The 21,859-nt window shown below is 68.3% G+C and carries 19 protein-coding genes; 7 read left to right on the forward strand and 12 right to left on the reverse strand.

Annotated features, from left to right (window positions below; translation table 11 throughout):
* Nucleotides 1-40 precede the first annotated feature (40 nt).
* Nucleotides 41-1,441 (forward strand): DNA repair protein RadA, encoded by a 1,401-nt coding sequence (radA, locus tag B842_RS11335; protein ID WP_040086754.1) that lies wholly within the window; start codon nt 41-43, stop codon nt 1,439-1,441.
* 50 nt (nt 1,442-1,491) lie between these two features.
* On the forward strand, nt 1,492-2,556 hold the full coding sequence (gene disA / locus B842_RS11340; protein WP_040086755.1) for a DNA integrity scanning diadenylate cyclase DisA: 1,065 nt from the start codon (nt 1,492-1,494) through the stop codon (nt 2,554-2,556).
* Here disA and B842_RS11345 read toward each other — a convergent pair.
* Nucleotides 2,553-3,221, reverse strand: a complete 669-nt coding sequence (locus B842_RS11345; RefSeq protein WP_040086756.1) for a hypothetical protein — start codon at nt 3,219-3,221, stop codon at nt 2,553-2,555. The two genes, disA and B842_RS11345, sit on opposite strands and share 4 nt — an antisense overlap.
* 68 nt (nt 3,222-3,289) lie before the next feature.
* Nucleotides 3,290-3,913, reverse strand: a complete 624-nt coding sequence (locus tag B842_RS11350) for a carbonic anhydrase (protein WP_040086758.1) — start codon at nt 3,911-3,913, stop codon at nt 3,290-3,292.
* Between the two features lie 40 nt (nt 3,914-3,953).
* Here B842_RS11350 and B842_RS11355 point away from each other — a divergent pair, with 40 nt between their 5' ends.
* A complete protein-coding gene (locus B842_RS11355; protein WP_040086759.1) occupies nt 3,954-4,820 on the forward strand; it encodes an HhH-GPD family protein in 867 nt (288 codons plus the stop codon).
* Nucleotides 4,821-4,900: 80 nt separating this feature from the next.
* Here B842_RS11355 and B842_RS13510 read toward each other — a convergent pair whose 3' ends face one another.
* A complete protein-coding gene (locus B842_RS13510; RefSeq protein ID WP_082028445.1) occupies nt 4,901-5,071 on the reverse strand; it encodes a DUF4236 domain-containing protein in 171 nt (56 codons plus the stop codon).
* A 95-nt stretch (nt 5,072-5,166) separates the two neighbouring features.
* On the reverse strand, nt 5,167-7,881 hold the full coding sequence (locus B842_RS11360; protein WP_040086760.1) for an ATP-dependent Clp protease ATP-binding subunit: 2,715 nt from the start codon (nt 7,879-7,881) through the stop codon (nt 5,167-5,169).
* Between the two features lie 225 nt (nt 7,882-8,106).
* Here B842_RS11360 and B842_RS11365 point away from each other — a divergent pair, with 225 nt between their 5' ends.
* On the forward strand, nt 8,107-8,607 hold the full coding sequence (locus B842_RS11365) for a CAP domain-containing protein (RefSeq protein WP_052437908.1): 501 nt from the start codon (nt 8,107-8,109) through the stop codon (nt 8,605-8,607).
* A gap of 72 nt (nt 8,608-8,679) precedes the next feature.
* On the opposite strand, the gene B842_RS11370 is transcribed toward B842_RS11365, so the two are convergent.
* Nucleotides 8,680-10,116 carry an MDR family MFS transporter gene (locus B842_RS11370; RefSeq protein WP_040086762.1) on the reverse strand — a complete coding sequence of 479 codons (1,437 nt, stop codon included), beginning with the start codon at nt 10,114-10,116 and terminating at the stop codon, nt 8,680-8,682.
* Between the two features lie 752 nt (nt 10,117-10,868).
* On the opposite strand from B842_RS11370, the gene B842_RS13270 reads away from it, so the two are divergent.
* Complete coding sequence (locus B842_RS13270; protein ID WP_052437909.1) at nt 10,869-12,272, forward strand: hypothetical protein; 1,404 nt, start codon at nt 10,869-10,871, stop codon at nt 12,270-12,272.
* A 274-nt stretch (nt 12,273-12,546) separates the two neighbouring features.
* On the opposite strand, the gene B842_RS11380 is transcribed toward B842_RS13270, so the two are convergent.
* From B842_RS11380 to B842_RS11400, 6 genes are all read right to left on the reverse strand, one after another.
* Nucleotides 12,547-12,798: a helix-turn-helix transcriptional regulator gene (locus tag B842_RS11380; protein WP_040086763.1), complete on the reverse strand. Its 252-nt coding sequence runs from the start codon at nt 12,796-12,798 to the stop codon at nt 12,547-12,549.
* A 114-nt stretch (nt 12,799-12,912) separates the two neighbouring features.
* Nucleotides 12,913-13,317, reverse strand: a complete 405-nt coding sequence (locus B842_RS14015) for a DUF418 domain-containing protein (RefSeq protein WP_245631318.1) — start codon at nt 13,315-13,317, stop codon at nt 12,913-12,915.
* Nucleotides 13,212-13,940: a DUF418 domain-containing protein gene (locus B842_RS14020; RefSeq protein ID WP_052437911.1), complete on the reverse strand. Its 729-nt coding sequence runs from the start codon at nt 13,938-13,940 to the stop codon at nt 13,212-13,214. Before B842_RS14020 ends, B842_RS14015 begins: the two co-directional genes overlap by 106 nt.
* A 448-nt stretch (nt 13,941-14,388) precedes the next feature.
* A complete protein-coding gene (lysS, locus tag B842_RS11390; protein WP_373277268.1) occupies nt 14,389-15,966 on the reverse strand; it encodes a lysine--tRNA ligase in 1,578 nt (525 codons plus the stop codon).
* A gap of 26 nt (nt 15,967-15,992) precedes the next feature.
* Entirely contained in the window at nt 15,993-16,649 is a 657-nt protein-coding gene (locus tag B842_RS11395; protein ID WP_040086766.1) for a response regulator, read from the reverse strand.
* Nucleotides 16,646-18,295, reverse strand: a complete 1,650-nt coding sequence (locus B842_RS11400) for a sensor histidine kinase (protein ID WP_052438013.1) — start codon at nt 18,293-18,295, stop codon at nt 16,646-16,648. Before B842_RS11400 ends, B842_RS11395 begins: the two co-directional genes overlap by 4 nt.
* Before the next feature lie 185 nt (nt 18,296-18,480).
* Between B842_RS11400 and B842_RS11405 the strand changes: the two genes are divergently transcribed.
* Both B842_RS11405 and B842_RS11410 read left to right on the forward strand, forming a co-directional pair.
* Entirely contained in the window at nt 18,481-19,845 is a 1,365-nt protein-coding gene (locus tag B842_RS11405) for a CitMHS family transporter (RefSeq protein WP_040086768.1), read from the forward strand.
* A 27-nt stretch (nt 19,846-19,872) separates the two neighbouring features.
* Complete coding sequence (locus B842_RS11410) at nt 19,873-20,376, forward strand: DUF456 domain-containing protein (RefSeq protein WP_040086770.1); 504 nt, start codon at nt 19,873-19,875, stop codon at nt 20,374-20,376.
* A gap of 98 nt (nt 20,377-20,474) precedes the next feature.
* Here B842_RS11410 and B842_RS11415 read toward each other — a convergent pair whose 3' ends face one another.
* Nucleotides 20,475-21,650 (reverse strand): NO-inducible flavohemoprotein, encoded by a 1,176-nt coding sequence (locus tag B842_RS11415; RefSeq protein ID WP_040086771.1) that lies wholly within the window; start codon nt 21,648-21,650, stop codon nt 20,475-20,477.
* Nucleotides 21,651-21,859: the final 209 nt, after the last annotated feature.

The raw sequence follows: 21,859 nt of genomic DNA on the forward strand, positions 1-21,859 counted from the left end.
GAGACCGGGCGTTGCGCATTCCTGTGGTTAGGTGGTCGGCATGGCCCGTAAAACCCGTTCCGTCCACACCTGTTCCGAGTGCGGATACTCCGCCGCGAAGTGGCTCGGCCGCTGCCCGGACTGCGGCTCGTGGGGCACCCTCGTGGAGTCCGCGGTGGCGCCGAAGGGCGGTGGGGCGGGCGCCTCGGCCGTCGCGGCGGTGTCGGGGGCGGTGCCGACGGGGCTGACCCCGACGGCCCCGGCCACCCCCATCACGAAGGTGAGTGGCTCGGCGGCCGCGTCCGTGCCCTCCGGCATCGGGGAGCTCGACCGGGTCCTCGGCTCGGGTGTGGTGCCGGGGTCGGTGGTGCTGATGGCGGGCGAGCCCGGCGTAGGCAAGTCGACGCTGCTGCTGGAGGTGGCCAGCCGCTGGGCGGGCCTCGGCGACCGGAAGGCCCTCTACGTCACCGCGGAGGAGTCCGTGGGGCAGGTCCGCGTCCGCGCCGAACGCACCGGTGCCCTCAAGGAGACGCTCTACCTGGCGGCGGAGTCCAACCTCGACGTCGTCTTCGGGCACGTCGAGCAGATCCGGCCCTCGCTGCTCATCATCGACTCGGTGCAGACGATGCACGCCCCCGGCGTGGAGGGCGTGGCCGGCGGCGTCGCGCAGTCCCGGGCGGTGACCGCCGCGCTGACCACCCTGGCGAAGACGTCCGGCATCCCGATCCTGCTGGTCGGTCACGTGACCAAGGACGGCAACGTCGCCGGCCCGCGTGTGCTCGAGCACCTGGTGGACGTGGTGCTCAACTTCGAGGGTGACCGGCAGTCCTCGCTGCGTATGCTGCGCGGCATCAAGAACCGTTTCGGCGCGACCGACGAGGTCGGCTGCTTCGAGCAGACCGCCGAGGGCATCCGCGAGGTCCCGGACCCCTCGGGGCTCTTCCTCTCCCACCGGGGGCAGACCCCCGACGGTTCGGCCGTGACCGTGGCGATGGACGGCGTGCGCCCCCTGCTCGCCGAGGTCCAGTCACTCACCGTGGACCCGGTGGCGAAGAACCCGCGGCGCGTGGTCACCGGCCTGGACACCAACCGCGTCCCGATGGTGCTGGCGGTGCTGCAGGCCCGCGCCGGGGAGCGCACCAACGAGAAGGACGCCTACGTGGCCACCGTCGGCGGCGTCCGCATCACCGAGACCGCCACAGACCTGGCCGTCGCCCTGGCCACGTGGTCCTCACTGCACCAGCAGCCGCTGCCTCCCAAGACGGTGGTCATCGGCGAGGTCGGGCTGGCCGGTGAGCTGCGGCGCGTGCCCAACCTGGGGCGGCGTCTCGCGGAGGCCGCCCGCCTGGGCTACGAGTACGCGGTGGTCCCCGCCGGGGAGCTTCCCGACGTCCCCGGGATGCGCGTGGCCCAGGCCGCCACCCTGCGCGAGGCGATCGGGCTGGTCGCGCCCCGGCGCTAACCTGGGTATTCCCGCCAGCCCCAGCAGACCCACGGGTAGAATCGGGCCTCATGACCCCCGCGACCACCCCGGTCCCCGCCACCCTGCGGGAGACCCTCCAGCATCTCGCCCCGGGCACGGAACTCCGCGACGGCCTCGACCGGATCGTCCGCGGCCGCACCGGCGCGCTCATCGTCATCGGCGACGGCCCCGAGGTCATCGACCTGTGCGACGGTGGCATCGAGTTCGACGTCCCCTTCGCCCCGACCCGGCTGCGGGAGCTGTGCAAGATGGACGGCGCGGTGATCCTCTCCAACGACGCGACGCGCATCCGCCGCGCCAACGTGCAGGTGGTGCCTTCGCCGACCTACCCGACGTCGGAAAGCGGCACCCGGCACCGCTCCGCGGAACGCACCGCGCAGCAGACGGGCCGCCCGGTGATCGCGGTGAGCCAGTCGATGAACGTCATCACCCTGTACGTCGAGGGCAACCGCTACGTCCTGGAGTCGCCGGCGGCGATCCTGCAGCGCGCGAACCAGGCGCTGGGCACGCTGGAGCGCTACCGCACGCGCCTGGACCACGCGAATCAGCGGCTGTTCGTCTCGGAGGTGAACAACTACGCCACGGTGGCGGACGTCGTGGCCGTGATGCAGCGTGAGCTGCTGGTGAAGCGGGTCGGCATGGAGCTGGACCAGAACGTCCTGGAGCTGGGCACCGACGGCCGCCAGCTCAACCTGCAGCTCTCCGAGCTGCGCGGCGACAACGACCGCGAGATCGACCTGCTCATCCGCGACTACCTGGTGGCGGAGGGACCGCCGTCCGACGAGGACGTGCGGGAGGCGACGGAGGCGCTCGACGCACTGGCGGACGCCGACCTGCTCAAGCCCGCGAACGTGGCCCGCATCCTGGGGCTGCCGGCGACGGAGGAGTCGCTGACGCAGTGGATCGTGCCGCGCGGCTACCGGGTGCTCAGCCGGGTGCCCCGCGTGCAGATGTTCCTGAAGCACAAGATCATCGCGGCGTTCGGCGACGTGCAGTCGCTGCTCTCGGCGACGGAGGAGGATCTGGCGGGCATCGAGAACGTCGGTTCCCTGTGGGCCCGCCACGTCCACGAGGGGCTGACGCGCCTGACCTAACCCAGGTTGAAGGGGTGGGCGTCCGAGGGGTTGTCGCCGATCACGGCGTGCAGGTAGAAGGAGCCGGTGCCCACGTCCTGGCGGTTGTTGCACTGGCCCGGGCGGGAGCCCATGCGGGACCAGACGGCCTGGAAGCGGCGCTCGTCCTCCGCCTTGAACACCTCGTCGCCGGTGAGGACGGACGGGTAGCAGTCGGTGTCGGCCCAGACGCGCTCGTTGGTCTCCAGGTTGTACACCTCGAAACGCAGCTGGTTGTCGTCGAGGTTGATCTCGCAGTCGACCTTCGTGGGGTTCTCCACGGTCATGTAGAACGTCGGCTGCACGTCCGCCCCGTAGGAGGGACGGTCGGAGGAGGCGGTGATCCGCAGGTCGGACAGCTCGCAGGAGTCCTTCGGCTCCTCTGCCTCGGGCTCCTCGGAGGTGGTCTCCTCCTCGGTGGTCGTCGGGGTCGAGCTCCTGCTTGTCGACGTCGCCGACGTCGCCGTCGTCGTCACCTGCGTGGTCGACGCCGCGGCGGTGGTCTCGGTCTCGTCCGCGCCGCGGCCGGCGAAGGCCACGAGGCCCCACACCAGCAGTCCGACGAGGACGAGGATGATCACGGCCGCGGCGACGCGGCGGCGGACGTAAATCTCTTCGGGGAGTCGGCGGGGGCTGCGGTTGGTCACGTCCCTCACTTTAATTGCGGCACGTCACTGCAGGTGGGATCCCGCTCCCCCGCGTGTCCCCCCGCCGGTCAGTTGACGCCGTCGGAGATGACGAGCTGGGTGGAGCCGTCGGAAAGCAGGTAGCGGAGGCCGACGATGGCGCAGCGGCCGTCGGCGATGCGCTCCTGGAGGGCGGAGAGGCGGTGCTTGATCTGGATGACGATCTCGATGACGTGCTGACGCTCGTACCCGGGCAGGTCGTTGCGGCCGCGGGCGCGGGCCTCGAGGATCGACGGGGCGACCTTCTCCACGAGGATGCGCTCCAGGCCGTTGGGGATCTTGCCGCCGTCGAGGGCCTCGGCGGTGGCGGCGACGGCGCCGCAGGACTCGTGCCCCATGACGACGACCAGGTCGACGCCGAGGCTCTTGATCGCGTACTCGATGGAGGCGAGGACCGCCGGGTCGAGGATCTCCCCGGCGGTGCGGACCACGAAGAGGTCACCGAGTCCGACGTCGAAGATCAGCTCGACGGGAACGCGCGAGTCGGAACACGAGAGGACGACCGCGCGGGGGTTCTGCCCGCGGCGCAGTTCGGTACGACGCAGGACGTCCTGGTTGGGACGCTCCTGCTGGTGCAGGACGAAACGCTGGTTGCCTTCCTTCAGCGCTTCCCAGACTGCCTGCGGACTGTTGGCGACATCTTTCATGGGCATGACGGCAATTCTATGTCAGAGGCACCTAGACTCGATCCTCATGTTCTCCGCGCGTCTCCTCCCCTGGTTCGACCTCCATGAACGTCCCCTCGCGTGGCGGGAGCCGGGCACCTCCGCGTGGGGGATCCTGCTCAGCGAGGTGATGAGCCAGCAGACCCCCGTCGCCCGCGTCGAACCCGTGTGGCGCGAGTGGATGGAACGCTGGCCCGACCCGGCCTCCTTCGCGCAGGCCTCCCCCGCGGACGTGCTCCGCGCGTGGGGCAAGCTCGGGTACCCGCGGCGGGCGCTGCGGCTGCTGGAGTGCGCGCAGCAGATCGTCTCGCTTCACGACGCCCGCGTCCCCGACGACGTCGACACGCTCCTGGAGCTGCCGGGCATCGGCGACTACACGGCGCGGGCGGTGGCGTGCTTCGCCTACGGACGGAACGTGCCCGTGGTGGACACGAACGTGCGGCGGGTCTGGCGGCGGGCGGTCGAGGGCCGCTTCCTGGCGGGCACGGCGTCGAAGGCCGAGTTGGCGGCGGTGGCGGAGCTGCTGCCCGACGACGGGCGGGGGCCGCGATTCTCGGCGGCGCTCATGGAGCTGGGGGCGCTGGTGTGCACGGCGACGTCACCGGAGTGCGGGGCGTGCCCCCTGCGTACGGAGTGCGCGTGGGTCGCCGCCGGTTCCCCGCCGCCGAGCGCCGAGGAACTGGCGAAGAAGAGGGTGCAGAAGTTCACCGGCACCGACCGGCAGGTCCGCGGCCTCATCATGGACGTGCTGCGCGGCTCGGAGGCGGCGGTGCCGCAGTCGGCGATCGACGTGGTGTGGCCCGACGCGGCGCAGCGCTCCCGGGCCCTGTTCTCCCTGCTGGAGGACGGGCTGGCGGAGCAGGACGCGCAGGGGCTGTTCCACCTCCCGCGCTAGGAGGGTATTCGAGCTGGGGCATCAATCGGGTGGCCGGATGCGCGTACTCGATTGATGCCCCTCCCCGGATACCCCCGTAACTACTTCCAGCGGCCGCGGTAGTTGAGACCGCCGGGCAGCTTCACCCAGATGCCGCCCCGGGAGTTGATGGTCACCGGGCCGATGCGGGTGGAGGCGGAGGCGCCGGATCCCGAGACGTTGATCCAGGAGTTCTTGCCGATCTTCTTCCGCTTGCGATAAGTGATACCCATACGGCCCAGCCTACCTGGGGCGACGTGCCCGGTCGGGGAACGACGAGGCGCCCGCCTCCCCTGCTCGGGAGGCGGGCGCCTGGTTTTCTCAGGGACTAGCTCTGCGGTGCGGGCTGCGCTCCGCCGGCCGGGCCCTCGTCGCCACCGGTGGACAGGTCATCGGTGATCTCCGGGACGTCGGGGACGTCCGGGGTGATGGTGTCGGTCTCGACGTCACGCACCGCCTCGGCGGCCTCCGGGGAGATCTCCGAGAAGGTGCCCTTCGGCAGCGGCTTCGGACGCGGGGTGAAGGTGAAGGAGGCGGAGTCGGTGTTCTTCGACTCGCCGTCCCAGCCCTCGACGTCGACGGTGACGATCTCGCCGGCACCCAGCTCGCCGAAGAGGATCTTCTCACTCATGGCGTCCTCGATCTCGCGCTGGATGGTGCGACGCAGCGGGCGGGCGCCCAGGACCGGGTCGAAACCACGCTGGGCCAGGAGTGCCTTGGCCTTGTCGGTGATCTCGATGCCCATGTCCTTGGCGGCCAGCGCCTTCTGGACGCGGCCGATGAGCAGCTCCACCATCTCCACGATCTGCTCGCGGGTGAGCTGGTGGAAAACCACGATCTCGTCGATACGGTTGAGGAACTCGGGGCGGAAGTGCTTCTTCAGCTCGTCGTGGACCTTGTTCTTCATGCGCTCGTACTGGGCGTCGGAGTCCGTCTCGGCGGAGCCGGAGAAGCCCATGCCGACGGCCTTCGAGATGTCCTGCGTGCCCAGGTTCGAGGTGAAGATGAGCACGGTGTTCTTGAAGTCGACGACACGACCCTGGCCGTCGGTGAGGCGGCCGTCCTCGAGGACCTGCAGGAGGGTGTTGTAGATCTCCTTGTGGGCCTTCTCGATCTCGTCGAAAAGCACGACGGAGAACGGCTTGCGGCGGACCTTCTCGGTGAGCTGGCCGCCCTCCTCGTAGCCGACGTATCCGGGGGGAGCACCGAACAGACGGGAGGCGGTGAAGCGGTCGTGGAACTCACCCATGTCGATCTGGATGAGTGCGTCGTCCTCGCCGAAGAGGAACTCCGCGAGAGCCTTCGACAGCTCGGTCTTACCGACGCCCGACGGCCCGGCGAAGATGAAGGAGCCGGAGGGACGCTTCGGGTCCTTCAGGCCGGCGCGCGTACGACGGATCGCGCGGGACACGGCCTTGACGGCCTCGTCCTGGCCGATGATGCGCTTGTGGAGCTCGTCCTCCATGCGCAGCAGGCGGGAGGACTCCTCCTCGGTGAGCTTGAACACGGGGATGCCGGTCCAGGCGCCGAGAACCTCGGCGATCTGCTCCTCGCCCACCTCCGCGATCTCCTCGAGGTCACCGGAACGCCACTGCTTCTCCTTCTCGGAACGCTCCTCGCCGAGCTTGCGCTCCTTGTCGCGCAGGCCGGCGGCCTTCTCGAAGTCCTGGGCGTCGATCGCCGCCTCCTTCTCGCGGCGGACGTCGTTGATGCGCTCGTCGATCTCACGCAGACCCTCCGGGGCGGTCATGCGCTTGATGCGCATGCGGGCGCCGGCCTCGTCGATGAGGTCGACGGCCTTGTCCGGGAGGAAACGGTCGTTGATGTAGCGGTCGGACAGGTTCGCGGCGGCGGCCAGCGCACCATCGGTGATGGACACGCGGTGGTGCGCCTCGTAGCGGTCGCGCAGACCCTTGAGGATCTCGATGCTCAGCTCGACGGACGGCTCCGGGACCTGCACCGGCTGGAAACGACGCTCCAGGGCGGCGTCCTTCTCGATGTGCTTGCGGTACTCGTCCAGGGTGGTGGCACCGATGGTCTGCAGCTCACCGCGGGCCAGCTTCGGCTTGAGCAGCGAGGCGGCGTCGATCGCGCCCTCGGCGGCACCGGCGCCGACGAGGGTGTGGATCTCATCGATGAACAGGATGATGTCGCCGCGCTGGTTGATCTCCTTGAGCACCTTCTTCAGGCGCTCCTCGAAGTCACCGCGGTAACGGGAACCCGCGACGAGGGAACCCAGGTCGAGGGAGTAGACCTGCTTGTCCTTCAGGGTCTCCGGGACCTTGCCGTTGACGATGTCCAGGGCCAGGCCCTCGACGACGGCGGTCTTGCCCACACCGGGCTCACCGATGAGGACCGGGTTGTTCTTGGTACGACGCGAGAGCACCTGCATGATGCGCTCGATCTCCTTCTCACGGCCGACGACCGGGTCGAGCTTGCCGTCCCGGGCCGCCTGGGTGAGGTTACGTCCGAACTGGTCGAGCACGAGGGAGCTGGAACGCTCGCCCGGCCCGCCCTGGCCGCCGCCCTGCGGGCCGCGTGCCGCGCCGGCGCCGACGGGACCGCCGGACTCCGGGGTGCTCTCCGGGGAACCGCCCTGGCCGCCCTCGTAACCGGAGAGCAGCTGGATGACCTGCTGACGCACGCGCGGCAGGTCGGCGCCGAGCTTCACCAGGACCTGGGCCGCCACGCCCTCACCCTCGCGGATGAGGCCGAGCAGGAGGAACTCGGTGCCGATGTACTTGTGGCCCATCTGGAGGCCCTCACGCAGGGAGAGCTCGAGGACCTTCTTGGCGCGCGGGGTGAAGGGGATGTGACCGGTGTGGGGCTGGGTGCCCTGACCGATGATCTCCTCGACCTCCTGTCGCACGGCGTCCAGGGAGATGCCCATCGACTCGAGCGCCTTGGCGGCGACACCCTCGCCCTCATGGATAAGGCCGAGGAGGATGTGCTCGGTGCCGATGTAATTGTGATTGAGCAGCCGTGCTTCCTCCTGCGCCAAGACGATGACGCGGCGCGCACGGTCTGTGAACCGTTCGAACATGTGCTTACCCCTTAACCTTTGTGTCTAACTTGTCCCCCACTCTAACGCGCGCGACCACCCCTCCATTTGCACTCTCCCCGCGAGAGTGCCAGGCCCGTGGGGTTCCTGCAGGTCAGGGCAATGTACGCCTTTAGCGAACAACCCGGAATCCCACTGTGCGGCGCGCCACCGCGCGTCCCGTTATCATTCTGTTAACATCGCCGAAACGCCTAACGAGGAGTATTCATGTCGCGTACCCGCAATATCGCCGTCGTCGCACTCTCCGCGTCGCTGGCCGTGTCCGCTCTGCCCGCCGTCGCCACAGCCAACCCGCTCGCCGGTTCTTCGCAGAGCCCCTACGCCGCCCTGGCCGACCATTCCGGCATCCAGGCCGCGCTTCTGCACGAGACCAACGTCTACCGCGCGTCCCGCGGCCTGGCTCCGCTGTCGAGCCACCACATGCTGGACAACGTGGCCCAGTCCTGGTCGGAGACGATGGCGAGCCAGCGTCACCTGCGCCACAACCCGTCCTACGTCAACCACTACCCGTCGTCGTGGCGCAAGGCCGCTGAGAACGTGGGCACCTTCAACCAGTCCGTCGCAGCGCGTGACATGCTGCAGGCGTGGCTGAACTCCCCGTCGCACCGTCGCAACGTGGAGAACCCGGAGTTCACGCACGTGGGCGTGGGCTGGGCCACCAGTTCCGACGGCTCGGTGTACGCCACCCAGAACTTCGCCGCCCTCTAGGGGAGGCACCCAGCAGTTGAGGCCTCCGGGAATTCCCGGAGGCCTCTTTTTTCTCCGGTGGGCCCGGAGGGACTAGAAGGCCTGGCCCTCCTGCTGTTCCTCAGCCACCTTGGACACGAAGGGGCTGGCCAGCAGCACGAGGACGGCCATGACGCCGGCGACGATGAAGGCGGTGTGCGCGCCGTCCGCGGTGGCCTGCGCCTGGTCCGCTCCCCCGGCGGCCGCGGCCCGGGTGCCGAAGGACAGCGCGGCGATGAGGATCGCCGTTCCTGCGGCACCGGCCAGCTGCTGCAGGGTGTTGAGGATCGCCGAGCCGTGACCGTAGAGATGCTTGGGCAGTGATCCCAGCGCCGTGGTCATCAGCGGGGTCATCATGAGTGCCAGTCCGAGGGAGAACACGATGTGCATGGCGATGACCTGCGTCGTGGTGGACGCGATACCGAGGCGGGTCATGGACCAGACCGCACCCAGGAGCAGGAGGGCACCCGGAATGACCAATGGCCGCGGACCGACGCGGTCGTAGAGGCGGCCGATGAAAGGTGCCAGCAGACCCGAGGCCAGGCCACCCGGCATGAGCAGCAGACCGGTGACCAGCGCGGTGACACCCAGGGCGGTCTGCAGGTAGATCGGCAGGACCATGACCACGCCGAGCAGCGTGCCCATGAGCAGCAGCGCCACGACCACGGACAGCGTGTAGTTGCGGATGGTGAAGGGGCGCAGATCCAGCAGCGGGGTCTCAAGCTTCAGCTGGCGCCACACGAACAGCGCCAGGGCGATGACACCGACGACCGCCACGCCGACGGCCACCGGAAGGTTCGTCCCCAGGGTGCTCAGTGCGTAGACGAGGCCGCCGAAGCCGAGGGCGGAGAGCACCACGGACGGCGGATCGAAGGGGGTGCGGGTGGTCTCGCCGATGTTGCGGATGAACACTGCCCCGACCACCAGCGCCACGGTGATGAGGGGTACCACGAGCCAGAACAGCCAGTGCCAGGTGAGGCGGTTGAGGATAAAGCCTGAGACGGTGGGGCCCAGCGCCGGGGCGACGGACATGACGATGGAGATCACGCCCATGACCGAGCCGCGCCGGTTGGCCGGCACGACCGTCATGGCGACGGTCATCAGCAGCGGCATGATGAGCGCGGTGCCGACCGCCTGGACGATGCGGCCGATGAGCAGCACAGGGAACGTCGGTGCGGCGGCGGCCACGACGGTGCCCACGAGGAAGCTGCTCACGGCGGCGAGGAACACCTGCCTGGTGGAGAAGCGCTGGAGTATCCACCCGGTCGCCGGGATGACGACGGCCATCGTGAGCATGAAGCCGGTCGTCAGCCACTGGGCGGTGGTGGCGGGGATCTGGAAATCCTCCATGATCGAGGGCAGCGCCACCGAGAGGATCGTCTCGTTGAGGAACATCACCAGCGCCGAGCCGACAAGCACGGTGAGGATCACCTTCACCTCGGCAGGCAGCGCCTCATTGTTGGTGCCGGTCGGGGAACTTTTCGTGTTCATGTACTGACCTTCCTGCATCGTCTGGAGATGCCGACATCCCCGGGAAAGGTGATCAGACTATCCGCTGTCATGCGTCCCTACTAATCGACGCCGCGCTCCCCCGTTCCACCCCTGCCACAGTATTGCCACCCCGCGCCAGTTTGAGTCTCATATATATAAGCCTCGACCCGCCGCATTACGCCAACGGCAACGATTGTGAGAAGAAACACTTCCGTGGCCGTTTGCCTGTGCGCGAACTGTCAGTCCCCAGAAGCACATGAGTGTACTTCATGGGTCGGACAACACCCGCATTGTCCCTCCCCGGAGTGTCGGCTTTCGCCGACGATTCCCTCAGAAAAGCCCCTGAACTGCATATTCCAGAAGTTTCCACCAGTCGAACAGGCACGACCCACGAGGAAACTAACCCCCTTAGGGGTCACCCGTTCGGCTTAACTTGGACCCATCAGATGGCCAGCTGCAAGCCATAAACATTTCAGCAATTCACCAATAACCCGCTGCTAGACGCCTATTTTTCCGTTATCGGACCGTTACTGCGTTAGACACCGGCACAACTGTCCGCCCGGCGGCGGGAGGGCGCAAAATCCCGAAAACTGTCCTAAGGTGATGCCCAGCGACCGAGTCGCCAGGCATTGCGAAAAATATGAGCCCGGAGCTATTCCGGAATTTTTCGCGGTGGACTTTCCAGCGCCGACCAAACAGGTTCGGCCCCGGGTCTTTCAGCCCACACGATCGAATTCAGGAGTTTATCGCTCATGTTCAAGAACCGCGTCCGTACCGCCGCACTCGCCGGCGCCGTCGCCATCGCAACCGGCCTCTCCGGCTTCGCCGCACCGGCCTTCGCCCAGGACACCACCCAGCAGGGCGGCTTCCGCCTGGAGGACGGCTCCAAGGCTGTCGTCGTCGAGCCCAAGAACACCTCCCCGAAGGTCCTCAAGGACCTCACCGACGAGACCGCCGTCTACCTGAACGGCATCACCGGCAACCCGGACAACCACCTCTACGCTAACCTCGTCGACTTCTTCCTCACCCTGGGCGACGACGTCGACCCGTCCGAGGAGGCCGCTGCTCAGACCTTCGCACAGGCCCGCGCCGAGGCTGAGGCAGAGCTCGCCAAGGCTTCCGACAACGTTCTCGAGGCCCGCGCTTCCGTGAAGTACGCCGCCGAGAAGGACCGTATCGCCACCGCCGACTACGACGCCCTGATCGCTCTCCTGGCTCCGTTCGTCCACACCGTGGGCGACCTCAACGACGTCAACGACTGGATCGACCGTGTCAACGACCTCAACACCCACGTGGAGTTCGAGGAGCTGGACAACATCAACACCCCGACCCGCGACAACGCCGTCGCCGTCTACCAGTCCGTCCTGGCCCTCAAGGCTAAGGTCGACGACCAGGTTAAGATGGCCGGCGACTGGAACATCGACAAGGAAGACGGCCGCTACGTCAACAACGAGCACATGAAGGCCCTGCTTTCCCTGCAGGCCCTGATCAACGAGGGTGTCGCAGAGTTCACCCCGGCCTACGAGAAGGCCGTCGCCTCCAACATCGAGGCTCAGCTGACCAACGTTCTGCCGCGCCAGCTCCTCCTCGAGCGCGCCGTCGCCCAGCGCGACACCCTGCGCGTGCTCAAGTCTCAGTTCGCTGTCATGGAGCGCTACTTCGAGCTGTACCAGAACAACGAGCTGGTCACCGTCGATCGCACCCTGCGCACCGAGTACATCGAGCTGCTGGGCGGCCTGCACCAGGGCATCCTCATGAACGTTGGCTTCCTGCAGGAGGCTGACGCGGCGGTCACCGATTACTTCGAGTCCCTCGCCGCCAACGGCTACGACGACTGGGAGTACGACCAGGCCACCAACCTGGACGGCTACCTCGAGATCAAGCGCCAGTTCGCCCTCGAGACCTACGCCAAGGCTGTCCTCAACGGTGTTGTCTGGCAGCACGAGCTGGACCGCGTCGAGCTCATCGACCTCGCCCTGAAGGATGAGCGCGAGGCTGCCGCCAAGGCTGCTGCTGACCGCGACCGTGAGCTCAAGGCTGCCGAGGAGCTGGCTGAGGCTCAGAAGGCTATCGCTGACGCTCTGGCCAAGGACAAGGTCGACGGCGGCCAGTCCACCACCAAGCCGGGCACCTCTTCCTTCAAGCTCTCCTCCTAGTAGGAAGCTGACCCCCGACGCCCCTGGCGTTGAGGAAGCAAGAGGAACCCGCCTCATCCACCCCGCGTGGATGAGGCGGGTTCCTCGTTTATTATGTGCCCGTGTAGCCTGCCACGCCCGGAAAGGGCCCCTGCAGGCCGCTGGGCGGCCGCATAGCTCTCAATCTAGAGGCGAACCTGTATCCATCCCTGGAAACGCCCACAGCCCCGCTGTGCGCTCCCTGGGTCACCGGGGAGGGTACAGCGGGGCTGTGTTTCTCTGGAGAGGGCCTACGTCAGGCGTTGCGGTGGTCGAAGAAACCGTCCTGCATGAGGCGGAGCATGAGGTCCGACTTCGTGCTCGCCGGACGGCCGACGCTCATGTACTTCCCCCGTACGCGGGCGATGTGCGTGCGGACGGTGTCCTCGGAGACTCCGAGAAGCTTGCCGACCTCCCGCTTCGACACGGAGGTCAGCCAGGTGAGCACCACCTCGAGCTCCCGCTTACTCAGGGCCGGCACCGACAGGGCCTTCTCCGGTACTGACACACATCCTCCATCACCGAGCACAATTATTAACGTGGTGCATATTACTCATACGGTAGCCGTCCCGCAGGCCACCGGAGACGTAGTACTCAATATTGTGACCTGCGGCGGGTGCCCCTACCCCACAGGGAGCTCCTGCTTCGCCGGGGTGGTGGGGCGCTGCCTGCGGCGTCGGGAAGCAACCTTCTCGGCGGTGTCGGCGATCCTGTCGACGAGGTCGTGCCACACGATCTCCACCGGTCCGCGGCGGTGGAAGCGCAGCCACACGGCAGAGAGTGCGATGAGGAAGGCAGAGATGCCCAGGTAGATGCCCAGGGTGGCGGCGGTGTCCCAGGGGCCCTGGATCCGGCGGCTCATGCCCAGGCCCCAGTCGTAGAAGATGATCGAGGCGATGAGGTTCTGCAGGATGTAGTTCGTCAGGGCCATCCGCCCGACCAGGGACAGCAGGTGCCCCATGAGGCCCACGCGCTCCCGGCGGGCGTAGAAGGCCGCGACGGCGGCGAGGAGTCCGAAGGCGACGATGGTGGAGGTGCCGTAGCGGGCGACGTGGCCGGCGGTGTCGGTGAGGCGCAGTGCCCAGTCGAGGGGAACCCGACTCCGAACCCGATGCCCATGACGATGCGGCGCAGGCGGACACCCTCCGGGAGGAAGAGACCGGCCCGGTAGAGGTGGGCGCCGACGAGGAACAGACCCAGGCCCATGAAGAACATGATGGGGATCTCCCCGCGGCCGCCGATGAAGTTCTGCACGCGGTCGGTGACCATGCCCCAGTAGGAGTCGGTGGGCAGGCCCTCCTGGATGAAGCGCATGCCCTCCTCACCCGGAGTGGCCTCGCGGACGAAGTCGCCACCCGGGAAGGAGCCGAACAGGCGCGGCCCGCCGGCCATGAAGAACATCATCACGGCGTGGGCGGCGAGGCCCACCCCCATCCAGATCTTCTGCGCGCGGGGGCTGCGGGCCATGACGGCCGCGACGACCAGGGCGGTGAGACCGTAGCCCATGAGCACGTCGAACTCGAAGATGAAGATGTAGTTCAGCAGGCCGTCGAAAATGAGGATCAGCGCCCGCCACGGGTAGCGGCCCGGCCAGGGCTCGCCGCGACGGATCGCCGCCTGGCGCTGGATCTCCAGACCGATGCCGAACATGATGGTGAGCAGTCCGATGAACTTGCCGTCGGTGAAGAGGTTGAGCAGGACGTCGGCGACGGAGTTGAAGGCCGCCAGCGCCCCTCAGCCACCGCGCCCTCGGCGGTGGCGTCCATGGAGGAGCGGGAGAAGAGCCAGATGTTGGTCAGCAGGGTGCCGAGGATCGCGATGCCCCGGAGCACGTCGAGGGCGATGATGCGCCGTCGTGGAGTGAGTGCGTTGGTCATACGGAAAAACGTAGGAAGCACCCCTGGGAGAGCGTGCCCAGACAACAGTCCCTTGCTGGGACAACCCTGGGACGGGCACGCGGGCAGCCACCGTGAGCTGGGCTTTCGGAGGTGTTACTGGGAGGGGCCCACTATCGACGCCCGCGCCCCCAGAAAACTCCCAGCCACCGCCACCCGTGCACGGGGTCAGGGAACACCCCGAGGAACCCTGACCCGCGGTGCTACTTCTGCTCGGGCTTGACCATCGGGAACAGGACGGTCTCCCGGATGCCCAGGCCGGTCAGGGCCATGAGCAGACGGTCCACGCCCATGCCGATGCCGGAGGTCGGCGGCATGCCCTGCTCCATCGCGGCGAGGAAGTCCTCGTCGAGGACCATCGCCTCATCGTCACCGCCGGCGGCCAGACGGGCCTGGTCCTCGAAGCGCTCACGCTGGATGACCGGGTCGACCAGCTCGGAATAGCCGGTGGCCAGCTCGAAGCCGCGGACGTAGAGGTCCCACTTCTCGGTCACACCCGGCTTGGAGCGGTGCTGACGGGTCAGCGGGGAGGTCTCCACCGGGAAGTCCTTGACGAAGATCGGGCCGGTGAGCTGATCCTCGCAGAGCACCTCCCAGATCTCCTCGACGAGCTTGCCGTGGCCCCAGCCGCCCTTGGCGGGAACCTCGAGGCCGACGACGTCGGCAAGCTGCTTGAGCTCCTCGACGGTGGAGTCGATGGTGACCTCCGGCTGGCCCGGGAACTTGCGCTGCAGCGCCTCGTTGAGGGAGGGGTACATCTCGATCTCCGGCCACTCGCCGCCGAGGTCGTACTCGGTGCCGTCGGCGAGCGTGACCACATGGGAGCCGAAGACGTCCATGGTCACCGCCTGGATGAGCTCCCGGATGGTGCGCATGCCGGTGTTGTAGTCACCCCACGCCTCGTAGGTCTCCAGCATGGCGAACTCCGGGGAGTGCGAGGAATCGACGCCCTCGTTACGGAAGTTGCGGTTGACCTCGAAGACCTTGTCGATACCACCGACCACGCACCGCTTGAGGAACAGCTCCGGCGCGATACGCAGGTACAGGTCGATGTCGAGGGCGTTGGAACGCGTCTGGAAGGGACGGGCCGCCGCACCACCGTGCAGGGTCTGCAGCATCGGGGTCTCCACCTCGACGAACCCCTCGTCCTCCAGGTGATGACGCAGCGCGCGCATCACCTTGATACGGGTCATCGCGTTCTTGCGGGCCTGCTCACGGACGATGAGGTCCGTGTAGCGGTGACGGACGCGGGTGTCCTCGGACAGGTCCGCGAAGGTCACCGGGAGGGGACGCAGCGCCTTGGAAGCCATCTGCCAGGAGGAGGCCATGATGGACAGCTCGCCGCGTCGGGAAGCAATCACCCGGCCCCGCACGGACACGAAGTCGCCGAGATCGACGTCAGCCTTCCAGGAGTCCAGCGACTCCTGGCCGACCTCCGCCAGGGAGAGCATCGCCTGCAGCTGCGTGCCGTCACCGTCCTGCAGCGTGGCGAAGCACAGCTTGCCCGTGTTGCGCATAAAGATGAGGCGGCCCGCGACGGCCACCTCGACGTCGGTCTCCTCGCCCGGGGCCAGGTAGGTCACGCCCTCCTCGCCGGCAGCGTCCTCGCCCTCCGGGACCACCACGAATTTGGCCCGCAGGTCACGCAGCGACGTGGTGCGGTCGACGGTGACGGGATAGGGCTCCACACCAGCGTCGATGAGCTTCTGACGCTTCTCTCGACGGATGCGCAGCTGTTCGGGGAGGTCCTGGGGATTCTTCTGCTCGGTCACGGCTACCAAGGGTAGCCGATGACCTGCGGCAGCGTTCAACGCACCCGGGAGTACAGATGCTCCGGACGCCCCGATCCCCCGTAGCGCAGACGCACCGCCACCACCCCCTGCGCCGCCAGCTCAGCCAGACGCCGCTGAGCGGTCGCGCGGGACACTCCCGCCCGGGCGGCGGCCTCGGAGGCGGAGAGCTCGGAGTCGCCGAGGGCGTCGAGAAGCAGTTCCTCCGTGGCCGAGCGCGCCGGCCCCGTGCTCTCCCCGGGACCGTGCAGGATCGCCAGGGCGCGGTCGATCTTCTCCTGCGACAACCCGCGCGTACCCGAGACGACGCTGCGGTAGCGCGCGTACCTGTCGAGGCGGTCCAGCAGGCTCGCCTTCGGGAACGGCTTGAGCAGGTAGGCCAGCACCCCCGCGCGGATCGCCCGCCGCACCGTGTCCGGCTCTCCTGCGGCGCTGAGGACGAAGGCGTCCAAACCGCAGCCCCGGACCAGCTCAATACCGTCGCCGTCGGGGAGGTACACATCCGCCAGCAGCAGGTCCGGCGGTTCCTGGGCGATGACCGCCCGCGCCTCCGCGACCGTCCGCACACTGTCCTGCACCCGGAAACCGGGCGCCTCCGCGACGATCCCCGCGTGGATGGCCGCCACCCGGAAATCATCCTCGACGACCAGCACGCGCCACTCCCGGACGTTCACCTGACACCTCCTCCACCCGGCACCGATTCCCCACCGACTCTGCCACCCTCCCCGAGCACACCGGGAATCCGCGCCCCGACGACCGCCCCCTGCCCCGGGGACCCGCCCCGGTCAATGACCCACACGTCACCGCCCCGCCGCCGGGTGAGCTCCCGCACCAGCGGCAACCCGATCCCGTGCCCGTGCACCGCCCTACCCTCCTGCGGGCGTCGGGCGAAGACATCCACGCCCTCCCCGATACCCGGACCCGAGTCCGTCACCGTGAGCACCAGATCCCCGCCCGACTGCAGCAGAGTGACCTCCACCCACCCGGACCCCGGCGCGGCGGCCCGCACCGCGTTGTCGAGGAGGTTGCCCAGCACCGTCGCCGCGTCCTCCGGATCCCGCAGCTCATCCAGGAGCAGCGTGTCCCCGCCGACCTGCATCCGGACACCCCGTTCCGCCGCCTCCAGGGACTTCAGGCCGAGGAAGGAACGGAGGAAGGGGTCGTCGATGAGGTCGGCGTCGACGAGCGGGTAGTCCACCGCACCGCGACGCTCCAGCGTCCGCAGGAACTCACGGGCCTCCTCCACCTGCCCCGCGTCGAGCAGCCCCGCCGCCACATGGATCCGGTTGGCGAACTCATGGCGCTGCACACGCAACGCCGACGTCATCGTGCGCACCGAGTCGAGCCGCTCGGTGAGTTCGAGGATGTCCGTGCGGTCTCGCAGCACCACCACCGACCCCAGCACCCGACCGTCCCGCTGCACCGGCCGACAGTCCAGGTAGAGCACCCGGTCGCCCACCACCACGTGGTCCCGCCTGCCCTGCTGCCCGCCCGACCGGAGCAGCCGGGCCACGGGCTGCGGCAGGGCAGGATCGGTCACCGCCCGGCCCTGCAGCTCCCCTACCCCGAGCAGCTCCACGGCCACGTCGTTGGCCAGGCGAATCGTCCCCGCCTCATCCACCGCGACCACGCCCTCCGCCACCCCGTTGAGCACGGCCTCCTGGTTCTGCACCAGGGCCACCAGCTCCTCCGGCTGCAGGCCGAGGGTGCTGCGCTCCCAGCGTCCCCGGAACACCAGGGCCGCGAGGGCGCCGATGAGCAACGCCAGCGTCGCCGCCCCGGCCGTCCACGCCAACTGTCCACGGAGGCTGGCGTAGACCCCGGAGCGGGCGAAACCCACGCTGACCATCCCCACCGGCTCCCCGCCCTCCGGGTCGCGGACCGGGACCTTGGCGCGGGCGGACTCCCCGAGGGTGCCCGTCTCCCAGGCCACCACCTCACGCCCCTCCAGGACCGGGCGGAACTCCGTGCTCACCTGCTCCCGCAGCCGCTCCGGATCGGGGTGCGCCAGACGCAGGCCCTCCGCGTCGGTGATGACGATGAACAGCGCACCAGTGCTCTCTGCCACGTCACCTGCCCGCCCCCGCAGCACCTCCTCCGCCACCTCCGGGGCCGCCCCGTCCGAGGCACCGGCGACCGCCCGGCGTACCTCAGGGTCGGTCGCCACCGCGCGGGCGATGGCCAGGGCGGAGGCCTCCGCCTCACCGCGCAGGTGCTGCACGGTGACCCACGAGAGGATTCCCGTGAACACCGCCGTGACGACGGCCACCACCAGCAGCTGCAGCAGCAGGACGCGGGTGATGAAGCGCGGGGAACGCACGGTCGGCACCTCCTTCGGGCCTGGTCGGGCCTGGACGGGCCTGGTCGGGGCCGATCGGCACAGTGAGCACAATGCGCAGAAAGGAGTGATTGCACAGAAGGGCAGCGAACGATCACAACAGTTCCGCAGTGGCGCAGGTCACCTTAGGCTACCGGCATTCCCCCCGACCACAGGAGAAAGTCACCATGCAAACACCCCTCGCGCTGACGATCATCGGCCTGGCCATCGTGGCCGTGACCGTCGGCATCCTCATCCGGGGCCGCACGAACCCGACCGTCGTCATGACCCTCGTCCCGGCCGCCGGTGCCCTCATCGCGGGTTACAGCCTCGAGTCCCTCGGCGAGTTCTTCGGGATCGGCCTGGACAAGGTGATGAACGTCGTCGTGATGTTCATCTTCGCCATCATCTACTTCGGCATCATGCAGGACGTCGGCCTGTTCAACCCCATGGTCAAGGGGCTGATCCGGGCCACCCGCGGCAACATCGTCCTCGCCGCCCTGGGCACCGCCGCCATCGGCATCGTCGCCCACCTCGACGGGGCCGGCGCCAGCACCTTCCTGCTCACCATCCCGGCGCTGCTCCCGCTGTACCGCGCGCTCCACATGAGCCGCTACGTCCTGCTGTGCATCGTCGCCATCGCCGCCAGCGTGATGAACATGCTCCCCTGGGCCGGCCCCGTCGGTCGCGCCGCCTCCGTCATCGCCGAGGACCCCGCCGAGATCTGGCAGCACCTCCTGCCCATCCAGGGTGTCTCCATCGTCATGGTCTTCCTCGTCGCGGGCCTCCTCGGCCTGTCGGAGACCCGCCGCATCGCCCGCCTGCGCACCTCCCCCGACTTCGAGGGACGCGGCACCGTCGACGTCGAGCAGATCGCCGCCGACTTCGTCGCCGCCCAGGAGGAGAACCGACTGGCCCGCGGCTTCACCTACCGCCGTGCCCGCTGGGTCACCGTGACCAACGTGATCCTCTCCCTCGCACTGCTCATCAGCCTGGTCACCGGCGTGATCCCGCCCGCCCCGGCCTTCCTCATCGGCACCTCGCTGGCCCTGCTGGTCAACTTCCGGGGCTCCGCCGAGCAGGCCGCCACCCTCCAGCGCCACGCCCCCGCCGCCCTGGCCATGGCCGGCGTCCTCATCGCCGCCGCCATGTTCCTCGGCGTGCTCAACGGCACCGGCATGCTCGAGCAGATCGCCCTCTCGCTCCTCTCCGTGCTGCCTGCCGCCGTGGGCCCCTGGATCCACGTGGTCGTCGGACTGCTCGGCATCCCGCTCGACCTCATGACCTCCACCGACGCCTACTACTTCTCCGTTCTGCCCATCGTCCAGGAGACCGCCGGTGCCTACGGGGTCAGTGGGCTCGGAGCGGCGACGGCGCTCATCGTGGGCAACATCATCGGCACCTTCGTCAGCCCGTTCTCCCCCGCCCTGTGGCTGGGCATCGGACTGGCCCAGGCGAACATGGGACGCCACATCCGGCTGACCTTCCCCATCGTGTGGGTGTTCTCCATCATCATCCTGCTGCTGGCGCTCGCGCTCGGCATGCTCGCCTGAGTCCCGCCGCGGTGGGACACTGTCCCCATGGACACCACCGCCCTCGACGCCACCGTCACCGCCGTCGCCGCCCTGCTCCTCGTCGTCGGCGTGCTGGGCACGATCATCCCGATCCTGCCCGGCTCGTTGCTGACCATCGGCACCCTGCTCGTGTGGGCGTGGGTGCTCGGGTCCACGGCGTCGTGGACGGCGGGCGTGACCGGCATCGTGCTGGCCGTGCTCGGCATGAGCGCCTCCGCCATCCTCACGGGCCGGAAGATGAAGAGGGAGCAGATCCCACGGGGCCCGGTACTCATCGGCGTCGCGGTGGGCGTGGTCGGCATGTTCGTGGTGCCGGTGGTGGGGCTCTTCCTCGGTTTCGCGCTCGGCCTGCTGGTCGCCGAGTTCGCTCGACGCAAGGATCTGGCCTCCGCGTGGCGGGCGTCGCTGGAGGCCATGAAGTCGATGGGCTTCGGCATGCTGCTGGAGTTCGCGTGTGCGTCGCTGGCCGGTTTCGCCTTCGCGGTGGGGGCGTTCCTGCACTTCACCTGACCCCTCCCTGTTCACACGTCACTTTCTGGGGAGTTCCCCATTTCCCCAGGTCGCCACCTGTGACGGATGGGAGTGACGTGTGAACGGAGAGGAGGACGTCAGCCGAGCAGCCAGTCGTTCGGGGAGAAGAGCTCGTAGTGGACGGACTTCGGGGCCTTGTCGGACGGCAGGGCGGCGAGGTCGCGGCGGATGGCCTGGAGGAACTCGGTGCCGCCGCAGAGGTAGACGTCGGAGCCGGCGAGGTCGTGGGCGGAGATGTCGATGAGCTGGCCGTTGTCACGGTAGCTGTGGGCGACGGTGGCCTCCGGGAGGCGCTCGAGCAGCGCGGTGGTCTGGCCGAGCTGGGCGTGGACGGCCTCGGAGTCGTCGGCGTGCAGGTAGGTGGTGGGGCGGTCCGAGCCGGTGCGGGCCAGGTGGGAGAGCATGCCGACCATCGGGGTGGAGCCGATGCCGGAGGAGACGAGGACGACGGGGTTCTCGCCGTCGACAAGCACGAGGTCGCCGGCGGCGAGGGTGGCCTGGATGGTGTCGCCCACCCGGACGTTCTCGCGGAGGTGGGTGGACACCTCGCCCTCGGTCTCGACGGCGATGGTGTAGCTGCCCGGGGCCTGCCCGATGATGGAGTACTGGCGGAGCTGGCGGGCACCGTCGGCGAGCACGACGCCGATGGAGGTGTACTGGCCGGGGCGGGCCTCGGTGAGGTCGCCCTCCAGGGTGTAGGTGGTGACGGTGTCGGTCAGTTCCTGCTTGTCGACGACGGTCACCTCGCGGAAGACGTCGCCGTCCGCGACGTTGTCGGAGGCGTAGAGGGCCTTCTCGAAGGTGATGAGGACGTCGGCCATGATCCAGTAGACCTCGGACCAGGCGGCGGCGACGTCGGCGGTGACGACGTCGCCGCCGAGCACCTCCACGATGGCGGCGAAGAGGTTCTCGTAGACGATCTGGTACTGGTCCTCGGTGATGCCGAGGGAGACGTGCTTGTGGCCGATGCGGGAGAGCAGGTCAACCGGGTCGGGGGCGTTCGGGTCGACGAGCATGGCGGCGAAGGTGGCGACGGAGGCAGCCAGGGCCTTCTGCTGTTCGCCGGACTTCTGGTTGCCGCGGTTGAAGGTGTTGGCGAGCAGCTCGGGGTGGTTGCCGAACATGGTGCGGTAGAAGTTCTGGGCGATGGTGCCGATGTTGGCTCCGACCAGCGGCAGCGTCGCCTTGACGATCTCCTCGCGCTCGGGGGTGAGCTGGCGGTCGCGGGCGGTGGGGACGGCGGTGGTGTACAAGGGCTCTCCTCGGGGTTCGGGCCTGTCCGGGCGGTGCAGGTTATGCCGTCCGATATTAAACGGAGTTATCCGTACTTAATAGTTTTTGGGTGTGAGATTCCAGTCACAGGTGATTGGTCATCCTTATTTCACGAAGAATTCATCTGCCCCTGTCCAAGCCGCCACCTGCGCAACCTAAGTTCTTGAGGCGTCCCCTCACGCCCCTGAAC

Source organism: Corynebacterium humireducens NBRC 106098 = DSM 45392, assembly GCF_000819445.1.
Classification (GTDB): domain Bacteria; phylum Actinomycetota; class Actinomycetes; order Mycobacteriales; family Mycobacteriaceae; genus Corynebacterium; species Corynebacterium humireducens.

Coding starts and splice junctions, on each gene's coding strand:
- B842_RS11355 (WP_040086759.1), top strand. CDS start 3,954: ATGTTCTCCGCGCGTCTCCTCCCCTGGTTCGACCTCCATGAACGTCCC.
- B842_RS11405 (WP_040086768.1), top strand. CDS start 18,481: ATGCAAACACCCCTCGCGCTGACGATCATCGGCCTGGCCATCGTGGCC.
- B842_RS11370 (WP_040086762.1), bottom strand. CDS start 10,116: ATGAACACGAAAAGTTCCCCGACCGGCACCAACAATGAGGCGCTGCCT.
- B842_RS11365 (WP_052437908.1), top strand. CDS start 8,107: ATGTCGCGTACCCGCAATATCGCCGTCGTCGCACTCTCCGCGTCGCTG.
- B842_RS11410 (WP_040086770.1), top strand. CDS start 19,873: ATGGACACCACCGCCCTCGACGCCACCGTCACCGCCGTCGCCGCCCTG.
- radA (WP_040086754.1), top strand. CDS start 41: ATGGCCCGTAAAACCCGTTCCGTCCACACCTGTTCCGAGTGCGGATAC.
- B842_RS13510 (WP_082028445.1), bottom strand. CDS start 5,071: ATGGGTATCACTTATCGCAAGCGGAAGAAGATCGGCAAGAACTCCTGG.
- B842_RS11350 (WP_040086758.1), bottom strand. CDS start 3,913: ATGCCCATGAAAGATGTCGCCAACAGTCCGCAGGCAGTCTGGGAAGCG.
- disA (WP_040086755.1), top strand. CDS start 1,492: ATGACCCCCGCGACCACCCCGGTCCCCGCCACCCTGCGGGAGACCCTC.
- B842_RS14020 (WP_052437911.1), bottom strand. CDS start 13,940: ATGTTCGGCATCGGTCTGGAGATCCAGCGCCAGGCGGCGATCCGTCGC.
- B842_RS11360 (WP_040086760.1), bottom strand. CDS start 7,881: ATGTTCGAACGGTTCACAGACCGTGCGCGCCGCGTCATCGTCTTGGCG.
- B842_RS13270 (WP_052437909.1), top strand. CDS start 10,869: ATGTTCAAGAACCGCGTCCGTACCGCCGCACTCGCCGGCGCCGTCGCC.